At 37.9% G+C, this 10,644-nt stretch carries 13 protein-coding genes, 1 tRNA gene and 1 pseudogene; 3 read left to right on the top strand and 12 right to left on the bottom strand.

The features are described 5' to 3' along the window. The 8 genes from Q0L68_RS10960 to Q0L68_RS10925 form a co-directional block, all read right to left on the bottom strand. Positions 1 to 574, bottom strand: a 574-nt coding sequence (locus tag Q0L68_RS10960; RefSeq protein ID WP_296702879.1) for a carboxypeptidase-like regulatory domain-containing protein, incomplete at its 3' end; no start/stop codon positions are given. Positions 575 to 657: 83 nt separating this feature from the next. Continuing rightward, on the bottom strand, positions 658 to 855 hold the full coding sequence (locus Q0L68_RS10955) for a hypothetical protein (RefSeq protein WP_296702877.1): 198 nt from the start codon (positions 853 to 855) through the stop codon (positions 658 to 660). 11 nt (positions 856 to 866) lie between these two features. After that, the gene (gene gltX, locus Q0L68_RS10950; RefSeq protein WP_296702874.1) at positions 867 to 2,405 is read right to left on the bottom strand and encodes a glutamate--tRNA ligase; all 1,539 of its coding nucleotides are present in this window, start codon (positions 2,403 to 2,405) and stop codon (positions 867 to 869) included. Positions 2,406 to 2,676: 271 nt separating this feature from the next. Next, the gene (locus Q0L68_RS10945) at positions 2,677 to 2,967 is read right to left on the bottom strand and encodes a hypothetical protein (RefSeq protein WP_296702872.1); all 291 of its coding nucleotides are present in this window, start codon (positions 2,965 to 2,967) and stop codon (positions 2,677 to 2,679) included. Between the two features lie 235 nt (positions 2,968 to 3,202). Beyond that, complete coding sequence (gene rplS / locus Q0L68_RS10940) at positions 3,203 to 3,568, bottom strand: 50S ribosomal protein L19 (RefSeq protein ID WP_296702870.1); 366 nt, start codon at positions 3,566 to 3,568, stop codon at positions 3,203 to 3,205. Between the two features lie 50 nt (positions 3,569 to 3,618). Next, positions 3,619 to 4,335 carry a tRNA (guanosine(37)-N1)-methyltransferase TrmD gene (gene trmD, locus Q0L68_RS10935; RefSeq protein ID WP_296702867.1) on the bottom strand — a complete coding sequence of 239 codons (717 nt, stop codon included), beginning with the start codon at positions 4,333 to 4,335 and terminating at the stop codon, positions 3,619 to 3,621. Between the two features lie 3 nt (positions 4,336 to 4,338). Next, entirely contained in the window at positions 4,339 to 4,869 is a 531-nt protein-coding gene (rimM, locus tag Q0L68_RS10930; protein ID WP_296702865.1) for a ribosome maturation factor RimM, read from the bottom strand. 15 nt (positions 4,870 to 4,884) lie between these two features. Further along, a complete protein-coding gene (locus Q0L68_RS10925; protein ID WP_296702863.1) occupies positions 4,885 to 5,484 on the bottom strand; it encodes a 30S ribosomal protein S16 in 600 nt (199 codons plus the stop codon). A gap of 149 nt (positions 5,485 to 5,633) precedes the next feature. Here Q0L68_RS10925 and Q0L68_RS10920 point away from each other — a divergent pair. Then, positions 5,634 to 5,705: transfer RNA gene (locus Q0L68_RS10920), tRNA-Arg, on the top strand. A 255-nt stretch (positions 5,706 to 5,960) separates the two neighbouring features. On the opposite strand, the gene Q0L68_RS10915 is transcribed toward Q0L68_RS10920, so the two are convergent. From Q0L68_RS10915 to Q0L68_RS10905, 3 genes are all read right to left on the bottom strand, one after another. Then, the gene (locus tag Q0L68_RS10915) at positions 5,961 to 6,281 is read right to left on the bottom strand and encodes a hypothetical protein (protein WP_296702861.1); all 321 of its coding nucleotides are present in this window, start codon (positions 6,279 to 6,281) and stop codon (positions 5,961 to 5,963) included. Positions 6,282 to 6,458: 177 nt separating this feature from the next. Further along, positions 6,459 to 7,109 carry a hypothetical protein gene (locus Q0L68_RS10910; protein ID WP_296702858.1) on the bottom strand — a complete coding sequence of 217 codons (651 nt, stop codon included), beginning with the start codon at positions 7,107 to 7,109 and terminating at the stop codon, positions 6,459 to 6,461. Positions 7,110 to 7,369: 260 nt separating this feature from the next. After that, a complete protein-coding gene (locus tag Q0L68_RS10905; protein ID WP_296702857.1) occupies positions 7,370 to 7,606 on the bottom strand; it encodes a DUF2867 domain-containing protein in 237 nt (78 codons plus the stop codon). A gap of 637 nt (positions 7,607 to 8,243) precedes the next feature. On the opposite strand from Q0L68_RS10905, the gene Q0L68_RS10900 reads away from it, so the two are divergent. Both Q0L68_RS10900 and Q0L68_RS10895 read left to right on the top strand, forming a co-directional pair. After that, the gene (locus tag Q0L68_RS10900) at positions 8,244 to 8,897 is read left to right on the top strand and encodes a hypothetical protein (protein ID WP_296702854.1); all 654 of its coding nucleotides are present in this window, start codon (positions 8,244 to 8,246) and stop codon (positions 8,895 to 8,897) included. 100 nt (positions 8,898 to 8,997) lie between these two features. Beyond that, positions 8,998 to 9,246: pseudogene (locus tag Q0L68_RS10895) on the top strand (substrate-binding domain-containing protein); the annotation flags it as partial. On the opposite strand, the gene Q0L68_RS10890 reads toward Q0L68_RS10895, so the two are convergent. Then, the coding region (locus Q0L68_RS10890; RefSeq protein WP_296702852.1) for an alpha-amylase family glycosyl hydrolase at positions 9,243 to 10,644 on the bottom strand (1,402 nt) is incomplete at its 5' end. The pseudogene Q0L68_RS10895 and the gene Q0L68_RS10890 sit on opposite strands and share 4 nt — an antisense overlap.

Below are 10,644 nucleotides of genomic sequence, written 5' to 3'. Positions count from 1 at the left end.
GCTCCAATAAATATAGTGTGAAAAGAAAACCTGTTTTATCATTAACAAAAATCAAATATCCTTTTGCTTCAACCAAAGTCTCTTTTGAATTTTCATCTTCAGAAAATATTAAGGCATCTGGGTTTAAAAGTCGGATGTCTTCTTTATAGTTACTGGCCGTTAAGAAGGATTCCGAAAATTCCTGTACGAGTTTTTCACGTCTTTTTTCTGAAAGTTTTAATTCCAATGGAAAAATCCTCAGATCAGATTTAAGTAGAAAATCCTGATTGTTTGATTTATTCTTTACAAGTTCAATCGTTTCTTGAATGGTCTCGAAACCCTCTCCTTTGATTACCAATTCCCACCTTCCGGGAGGAATGTTTGGAATAGAAAATCTACCAAGCGAATCAGAAAATGTTTGAAATGATGTGTTTGCCACAAAAAGGTGAATATCCTTTAACTCTTGACCAGATGATTCTTCTTTGACAGTACCGGTGAAATTTAGGTTCTGGGCATTTCCGAAATTTGAAAATGAGAATAAATAAAAAGCTGAAAAGAATAGAGTAAATAATAATGAAAAATGATTTCGGGGCATTGGAGATTTTTCGTTTTTTAAATAAAGCAAAAAAGCTTCAAATAGAAGCTTTTAGTTTTGTTAAAATTTATTAGTTCGGAGTTTTACTTTTCTTCTTCGATAGAATCCAAATCATCTCTATCCTTCAGTTTTTTATCCTCTACATTTTTGTTGAGAAATTCATTAATTTTATCAATGGAAAAACTGGAAGAAATTTCTCCAAATGAATTTATTTCCATTTTGAATCCTTTTAGTTCTTCGTGAACTTTTGGGTCGGTATCTTTCTTTTTCTTTTTAGCCATGGCTTTTTGGTTTAGGCAAGTACTGGAAGTGTATCTAACGCAAACTGAATGCGTTTGGCTACTTCCTGAGGTCCTAAAATAGCAAAAACTTCCATCAAATCCGGCCCTGTACCTGATCCAGTTACCGAAAGACGAACTGCTTGCATTACTTTTCCAAGCTTGATTCCTTCAGATTCTGCGGAAGAACCCAACAGTGATTTCGCTGTTTCTGCATCGAATGTTCCTTCAAAATCTTTTAGAGCTTTTGCATAATGACTCAATACTTTTACCGCATCGCTGTTCCATTTTTTTGAAGCAATATCCTCATCAAATGAGTTTAAGGTAACGAATAGGAACTTACTTTCCTTCCATAGATCTCCAGGGAAAGTCACTCTTCCTTTTGTCAATTCAGCGGCTTGTTCTGCCACTTTTTGATTTACTTCGACTCCTTCCTTTGCCGCATCATCAATTATAAATAATGCAAGCTCCTGATTACTTTTACTTCGTAAGTACTGCTCATTGTACCATTTTGCTTTTTCAATGTCGAACTTGGTTCCGGATTTTCCGATTCTCTCAATGGAAAAAGCATCTATCAATTCTTCCAAAGAAAAAATCTCCCGCTCTATACCTGGATTCCAACCTAGAAATGCCAGAAAGTTTAAAAAGGCATCTTGTAAATAGCCTTGCTCTCTAAATCCTGCTGCAGTTTCTCCTGTTTCTTTGTTTTCCCAATTGATTGGAAATACAGGGAAACCAAGCTTATCTCCGTCCCGTTTGGATAGTTTTCCATTTCCATTGGGCTTTAATAGCAATGGTAAATGAGCAAATTGAGGCATTGTATCTTCCCAGCCGAAAAACTTATAAAGCAAGACGTGCAAAGGTGCTGAAGGTAGCCATTCCTCTCCTCGGATCACGTGAGTGATTCCCATCAAATGATCATCTACAATGTTTGCCAAGTGATAGGTAGGCATGCCATCAGATTTCATCAAGACTTTATCGTCCAAAGTACTAGAGTGCACCATCACCCAACCTCGGATCATATCATTAAGTCTTACCTCTTCTTTTCTAGGGATTTTCACTCTTATGACATAAGGCTCTCCAGAAGCAAGCCTCTCCTTAACCTCCTCAGCAGGAAGAGTCAAAGAGTTTTTCATTTGAGTTCTGGTGATGCTATTATATTGGGGTTGAACCACCCGTGCAGCAGTCAATCTTTCCCGCATAGCTTCCAGCTCCTCCGAAGTATCAAATGCATAGTAAGCATGTCCTGCTTCAACTAGGTTAAGTGCATACTGCATGTAGCTTTCCTTTCGCTCAGACTGTCGATATGGGCCGTTTTCTCCTGGTTTCCAAGGACTTTCTTCCGCAGAGATTCCCAGCCAAGCTAATGATTCTTGAATGTAATCTTCAGCTCCAGGAACAAACCTAGCTTGGTCTGTATCTTCTATTCTCAAAAGGAACTTTCCTCCCATTTTTTTGGCAAAAAGGTAATTATATAGGGCAGTACGAACACCGCCAATATGCAAGGGGCCTGTGGGTGATGGAGCGAATCTTACGCGAACTTCTTTACTCATGGGTTGTTTTATAGTTCTTTCTGAAGACAGGCCTCAGAGATTTTTCATTCATTGAGGCTGCAAAGATAAGGAATTGTAAGCTTTTGGGCATTCTGAGCAGGATAAACTTCCACTTGAAAGGGATAAAGTTTTACACTTTCAAATTAGAGTTAAGTCAGTTAAAATAATGATTTGAATGATAAAAGAAGATTAGAGTTTTGCTGGGCTGTACTCCCGTAGACCTTTTGCAGGCGAAGGCATTTTATAAAGTGCTTGCCTGTTCCTATTTAGCCTATTCAGACTTTATCACTTTCCCTAAATAGCTCAAAACAAAAAATCCCATGAGGGATAAAATCCCAGGTATCGCAAAAAAGATCATATGCCAGATCCGGGAGTTTTCCTCAGGGTAATAATCAAAAAAAGAGAATTGAAATGAAAGATTCCAATCTGTCATGATATCTAGGTAAGCCAAATAGACCATATATCCAGATATACAAATTAGGATCGCTGAGAATACTTGTAAGATTCGAATAGAAACTTCTGCTAAATTTTTTGCTGGGTCGATCGTGCTAAAAGTATTCATTGGGATAAGTTTAATTAAAGCTAGAAAGTATCCATCAGATAGTCAATGGCTTAATTCTTAAAACGAGTTAAAATCAATTTTGGTGTAAAATCCAAAGAATTGTATTTAAAGCGAGCTGATTCTGATTTTTGTTTTAAAAAAATATTTGAGTTTATGCTTTTAAATTTTAAGCTATTTCAAAACAAAAAAAGGAACCCATTACTAGGTTCCTTTTCTATAGAAAGAGCAATTGCTCTTAGTGCTTCACTCTGATTTTCTCCTTGATACGTGCAGCTTTACCCTGACGTCCTCTCAAGTAGAATAGACGAGCTCTTCTTACTCTACCTTGTCTCAATAGGTCGATTTGCTCGATCGAAGGAGAGATGATAGGGAAGATTCTTTCTACTCCGATACCATTAGAAATCTTTCTTACTGTGAAAGTCTCGCCATTGGTATTTGGGTTTTTACGTTGGATCACAGTTCCTTGAAACTGCTGAACACGCTCTTTGTTACCTTCTTTAATACGTACGTGTACGTTGATGGTATCTCCAGCTTTGAAAGTAGGGAACTTAGCTCTAGCCTCGCTGTATTCTGCCTCTACTATTTTAATTAGGTCGCTCATAGCTTTATTTTTTTATGCTTTCGCTTTTGCCATCTCTGTGGCTTATTTATTTACTTCTCGTTCGATGCTGTATCGTTGGATCCCTCTTCCTGTTTGCTGAGTAAATCAGGCCTTCTTTCTTGGGTCCTACGAACCGACGCTTCAAATCTCCATTCATTTATTTTGGCTTCATGGCCTGAAAGCAATACATCTGGAACTTTCATCCCTTCGTATTCTGCAGGTCTTGTGTAAACTGGTGGTGCCAGCAAGCCATCTTGGAAAGAATCTGTTAAAGCCGAAGTTTCGTCATTCAACACTCCCGGGATGAGTCTGATCACCGCATCGGCAACAACCGCAGCGGCTAATTCTCCTCCGGAAAGCACGAAATCTCCAATGCTAATCTCCTTGGTGATGAATCGCTCCCTCACCCGCTCATCAACTCCCTTGTAATGACCACAAAGAATCAAAAGGTTTTTGTTAAGCGAAAGAGCGTTGGCCATGGTTTGGTCAAAAGTATCTCCATCAGGCGTCATATAAATGATTTCATCATAAGTACGCTCTTTTTGAAGTGCTTCGATGCATCGCGCGATAGGCTCGATCATCATGACCATTCCGGCTCCACCACCAAAAGCATAATCATCGACTTGCTTTTGTTTACCCACTGAATAATCTCTCAAATTGATCACCCGGATGCTTGCCAATCCTTTGTCTTCCGCTCTTTTCAGAATGGAATGTGCAAAGGGGCTGTCCAACAATCCTGGGACCACTGTGATGATATCAATGTGCATGGGTCAGTCTTCCAAATAAATTTCAAGTAAACCTTCGGGTAATTGGCAGAAAACTTTTTTTGCTGCCTTGTCCACCTGTTGGATAATTCCGTCTTGAATGGGTATCAAAACTTCTTTACCCTGATGTGTCACCCCGAGGAGATCCTGTGTTTCCAAATCATAAACGATCTGGACAGTTCCAATCAAACCTTTGGTCTCATCAAAGACCTCAAATCCGATCAACTCGTGGAAATAATATTGGTCATCTTCCAGTTCGGGTAGTTCAGTTAGCGGAAGATAAATTTCTGTCCCTACTAATTCTTCTACCTGATCGAGCGAATCATAATCCTCAAATTTGACCAATGCTTTATTTCCGGGTTGGAGTACAAAGTGCTCCAGGAAAAACGGCACCAGCCGGGATTTTTGCTCTAAGAAGAGATGTTCTAGACCTTCATAATCCTCAGGATTATCGGTATCCAGCACCAACATTACTTCTCCACGAAGTCCATGAACTTTAGCGACATAGCCTAATTGAAAGCATTGCTCCTTGTTCATGGGGAGATTTTTTTATTAAGCTTTTGCTTCGTCGCCTTCTGCGGAAGCTTCAGGAGCCTCAGGGGCTTCGGTTACTTCAGGAGCTGCTTCTTCAGTAGCCTCCTCAGCAGGAGCAGGATTGTTTGCAGCTTCAGCAGCAGCTAGAAGAGCTTTTTGCTCATCTTCTCTTGCTTGAATAGCATCCAATCTCGCTTGGTTTTTAGCAGTTTCTGCATCCAAAGCTTTCTGACGAGCGTCAGCTTTTGCCTTAGTGATGGAATCAGCTTTTCCAGCGATTTTTGTATCTTTTTCGTTCAACCAAGCTTCGAACTTCGCATCAGCTTGTTCTTGAGTGATTGCACCTTTCAATACACCAATTTGAAGGTGTTTTTTAAGCATGATACCTCTGTAAGAAAGCATAGCTTTAACGGTATCAGTTGGCTGAGCTCCGTTTAACAACCATTTAAGAGCGCGCTCATTGTTGATGTTAATTGAAGCAGGATTCGTGTTAGGGTTATAAACCCCGATTTTTTCGATGAAGCGTCCATCTCGTGGAGCTCTTGCATCAGCTACAACCACGTCGTAGATAGCCATTTTCTTTCTACCTCTTCGTGCTAATCTGATTTTTACTGACATAAATTTGTTGTATTTAGTGAGTGGATGGAACCCGTCCATCCTAATTTTGGAGTGCAAAGATAGTGTAAATCCTTGTAAAGCCATAAGTTGGCTAAAGAATATTTGTCTAAAAGCGGGCTTTTCTTTTATCTTGCGTGACAATTTTCTTTGGCCCCGTAGTTCAACGGATAGAACAAGCGTTTCCTAAACGCTAGATCTAGGTTCGATTCCTAGCGGGGCTACAAAAAAAACCTTCTACATATCGTATGAGGGTTTTTTTATTTCCGGGGGACACTTTTCCAGGCTTTGGTTCAAATTTTCCTTTGGGAAACTTTAAAGATTTTGGTTTTACAATCCAGACGTTTCCAAATGTTTGATCATTTTCTAATTTGACGGGATGAGAGAAATAAATAAGCAGGTGAACCAATGAAGCGAATGGTTTTTGAACTATCCTAAAATCCATCCCTTTACTAGACGGGTCTAATCGGATCGTTTATCTATCCTTCAATTGGAACTGATGAATTTCTAATGTAATAATCTATAAACCCAGCATTAAGGGTAATAGGGTTTTTCATCCTTTTAGAAATGCCATATCGCAAGTCAGAACCTTTTCCCATGTTTTGGATTAATCCTTCTTTAGGTAAGGCTTGAAAAACTTTATGTAAGTGTTTGGCAGGTTCTACTACTACCACTTCCCGAGAAAGGAAGAATTTTTCCTGATAGTTCTTCCCAATTTCCAGAGGGATTAAAAATTTTCCATCTATCCTTGTGAGAAGGTCGAGAATAAACTTTTTCTTAGTTGCAAAATCGACGCTCATTTTCAAATTTTTTATAAGTATTAGGTTTGACTCCAAACTTAACAAGTGTTGATTGTCAGTAATTTATGTTTTTAGGGTGCAAATTAGGCACATATTCATACTGAAAAAGCCACTTCGATTAAAAAGTGGCTTTTTCCTTGAGTCGAAACAGTATTTATTTCGCAATATACCTTTAATCTATTTGATCTGGATTTGGTCAGAATCATCGAGTACGTCCACCCATTCATCCAATTCAGTACTCCAATAACTTGGCGGTAAAAGGTCACAGATTGGACTCTCCCCTCTACTTACCAAAAAATAAGCATTGCTCCTGTCTGCAGGGGCATTCTTGCCTTCCCCATTGTCCTCATGACAAAAATACAAATAGTCGCCTAAAACAAGCCCAAAAGGGTTGTCACCTGAAATTTTGGTGATTTGGCCAGAAACTACAGCCCGGTTGCCCTCCACGACAATGCATTCGCTAGTCATATGTATTTCTCCTATGAAACCGCCTTTGATGATGTAGGCCCCATTCACACCACCATTATTTTGCATTATGGAAAACGTGTGTTTATTATCGCCCAATGGATTCGTAAAATGGCCATTGGCAGATAGGTTTATTAGCCTGGCACTTATGGCTTTCGTACCTTGGTTGGCAATCAAGGATTCAATGGAGAAAGTTTTATAATCTTCCATGTTCCCATCCATTCGATACATGATAACGTTCTCTTCACTTAAAGCGGGTTCAGCAGGGTTTGGAGTGTCATTAATACATCCGGTGATTAGAAACAATAAACTCGCTACAAATATTAGCGTAAACATGCTCATTCTTGTTTTTAAATTTTTCATAATCAATTGGTTTTGGTTAATAAAAATTGTCTTGCTATTAAAAATATTTCAAATTATAGTGTGAGTGATAATAACTTCTAAAAATTTTTTTAGTAAAATAAATTTACATAATAAAATTGGAAGTCTAAAGGAATAAAAAGTAGATGTTGAGACTTTAATTGATATATATCTAAGATTTAATTCCAGATATACAGGGGTTTAGCGAGATAATGAGATTTTAGGTTATTGAAAAAGTTAAATTTTCTTTAATTAACCATACTTCAATTACACAGTTTATTTAGCATCCCATTGAAAATAAACCCATGAAATGGAAAAACGGAATACCAATATAATCTACCGGATAAACCCATTGGTCGGAAGGTAGCAGTTTGCTTAAGTATTTTGAATTCAAGCCATGCCTCTCCTGGAAGCTTCATTTCTGCAAAAAGTAATAATCGAGCTTCTTCTTTGTTGGAGTAAAGTACTCTCCAAAAGTCGAGTTGGACGCGTTCTGCCATTTCTTAATCCCACGCCTCTAAAAAGCCTTTTATTTTCTATAACCAGGTTCCATAATGCCAACCATTATCTCTCCAATCTGCCATATTTTATTTTTTCGCAATCCATATTTTTCACGGATGCAGATCTTTCATCAACAAATCATCCGAACTTCGGTACAGAAAGATTCCAATTTCTGGAGAAATAAGACAACGGAATAAATATTTGAATGAGATTATTTCTGGAACTGGGTTTAGGGTTTGCATCTTCGCCCCATGAGGAGGACAAGAATTTGAGATCCTTACCTATCTACTTTTGACGATAAGTCAGATCTGATTTTTTGAACTTCCTCACTCCTTACGAAGTAGGTGGTACCCGTGAGGATGACAAAAATTTACAGAACATGAATTTTACCTTGCAGTAAATCTTGCAGTTAGAGAGTGATTTGGATGTGTTTTACTGCAATAGAATTTTGTAAAATATTGAAAATCAATAGGTAAAAAAATAGTCCAATAACAAGCGTTTCCTAAACGCTAGATCTAGGTTCGATTCCTAGCGGGGCTACAACTTTTAATAATTCTTGTAATCCTGAGAATATAAACTTTTGTGATTTACAAACAGTTATCATTTAATCGTTATCTGAACTTAATTCTGATACTCATGAAAAGACTTTTGCTACTTTCATTTTTCTGTTGTTTTTCTTTTACCTTATTGGCACAACAAACTCCTTCTGTTAAAAAAGCCTACACTGCATCGACAGGGGAAACAATTCTTTCCTTTGGGATTTTGGAAGCTGAACCATTGGAGACTGGAACAATCCCGAGATTCACGCCTTTTTTTAATTTCGGCCAACAACTTCATTATGACTTTAGCGATAAGTTTGGTTTTTACACAGGATTGAACCTTCGAAATGTAGGTATGATAAATGATCTGAATGACTCGATCCGGATCAAGCAAAGAACTTATAACGTCGGAATACCAATCGCTCTAAAAGTTGGGGATATGGAAGGCTTTCAGTTTGCAGCTGGTTTTGAAGCGGAATTTGCAGTTGCTTATAAACAAAAAGTATATGTAAATGGAGAAAAGAGGAAGTCCAGCGCTTGGTTTGATGATCGAACCAATACTTTCCTCCCTTCTGTTTTTGCAGAGTTTAAAAATGAACAAGGGAACTTTATTCGATTTAAATATTATCTCAGTGATTATTTACAAACAGAAAATCAGAAAATAAACGTCCCAGGTGTTGATTACAGACCAACTAGTTCACAAATGTTTTATGTATCCATTGGCTATGTGATTAATAACCGAGATTTTTAAGATTCAAATAAATAATCTAACAAAAAAAGAAGCCTTCGCTTCTTTTTTTGTTTTGAATCTTTTGGCTCTTTAAAACTGGTATTTTCTCAAGTCAAAAAAATATATAATTCCTGATCAAATCGGAGTTTTGGGATTTAGTAATTGGCAATTGGCAGGCTTGGTTACTCCGAGTTTAAGCTCAGTGGATCAGCATGGCTTTCAAATGGGAATAAAAGCCACTGAGATATTAATCGACCTTCTAAAGAATAACACCTTAGGAGAAGATGAAACCCTTGAGATAAAAACGGAATTGGTAATCCGAGAATCTAGTATCTTGAAGTCAAAACCTGAATTGGAGGGTAAGTTTTAAGTTAATGGCTCAAAGAGGTAAAATCCATATGGCTCTAAAATGAGGTATTCATTGTCCTGGCCAACCGTAAATTCCTTTCCTGTCCAATGATCAACAAGTTTTTCTGGAATAGGTTTATGTTCTTTGAATGCATACCAGGTCAAATAAGATGTGCTGGAACTGAAATTGAATATTCCATAGAACTTTTTATCTCCAAAAAACCTATAATATCCAGCGACATGAATGTTGTGCGGAGAAAGCCAGATTAAATTTTTATGATCTTTAATTACCTCTAATTTTTTCCGAATAGAGATTAGTTTTTTTGTGGAATCAAAGACTTTATGCTCAATACTATCTTTAATTGATCTTTTTTCTACTTTTTCCCAATCTATAACTGGGCGATGCATCCATCGATTATCATAGCTTTTCCCTGGGTCTTTCAAATAGCTATAATCGTTTGTGTAGCCAATTTCATCTCCATAAAAAATCATGGGTAAACCACCTAAAAAGAAGGAATGAGCCTGCATGAGTACTATTTTTTGTATCGACAGAGAAATATTTTCTTCGGAATTTTCATCAATTGCCTTTTCTAATCCACATAAGGAGGCAAGCGATCCACTGATTCTTGCATCTCCTGTTTTGGGGTTAGAAGAAAATAAAGCTCCTTTAGACGGGCTTCCAGGGTAAATGCCAGAAAAGTATTCTTTTAAATACTTCCGATGAGAAAAGGGATTTTTCCCTGCGATCTCTATCATATGATCATCATAGCCCAAGCCAATGTCATCATGACATCTCGTATAATTTATCCAGCTGACCCCAAATGGTTTTTTTAGAATTTCTTGTTGTGCAGCTAGCATCACTTTAGTCTCTCCCGATGCTAACATATCCCATTGCAAAGCCATTTGAGTGGCATTGTAGGCAAAGTCACATTCTTTGGCCATAAATTCACCGGTACCAAAATATTTCAAAATCTCCTTAGGTGAAACAATGGCTTCTCCCAAAAGAGCCATGCCGGGTGTTGCCACTTCCACACATTGTTTAATTAATCGAAGTAAGGTGTGAGCTTGTGGTAGGTTTTGAGAACTAGTCCCTGTTTGCTTCCAAATAAATGCCGGGGCATCAATCCGGAGCAGATCTACTCCCAGGTTTGCATAGAATAAAATATTATCCAACATCTCACTGAAAACTGCGGGATTCATAAAATTCAAATCCCACTGATAGTTGTGAAAAACTGTCATGACCCACTTATTGCATTCAGGCACCCAAGTGAAATTTCCCGGTGAACTCTCAGGGAATATATCCGGCATAGTGGCCTCATATTGATTTGGGATCCATTTATTATCATACATGTAATAATAATCCTGAAATTCAGGATCACCTTGCTTGGCTTTTTCGGCCCATTCGTGTTGATGAGAGGTA

Origin of the sequence: Algoriphagus sp., assembly GCF_024642405.1 — a bacterium.
GTDB lineage: Bacteria > Bacteroidota > Bacteroidia > Cytophagales > Cyclobacteriaceae > Algoriphagus.
Note: the sequence above shows the minus strand (reverse complement) of the source record. Positions and strands in the feature narration are given on the sequence as shown.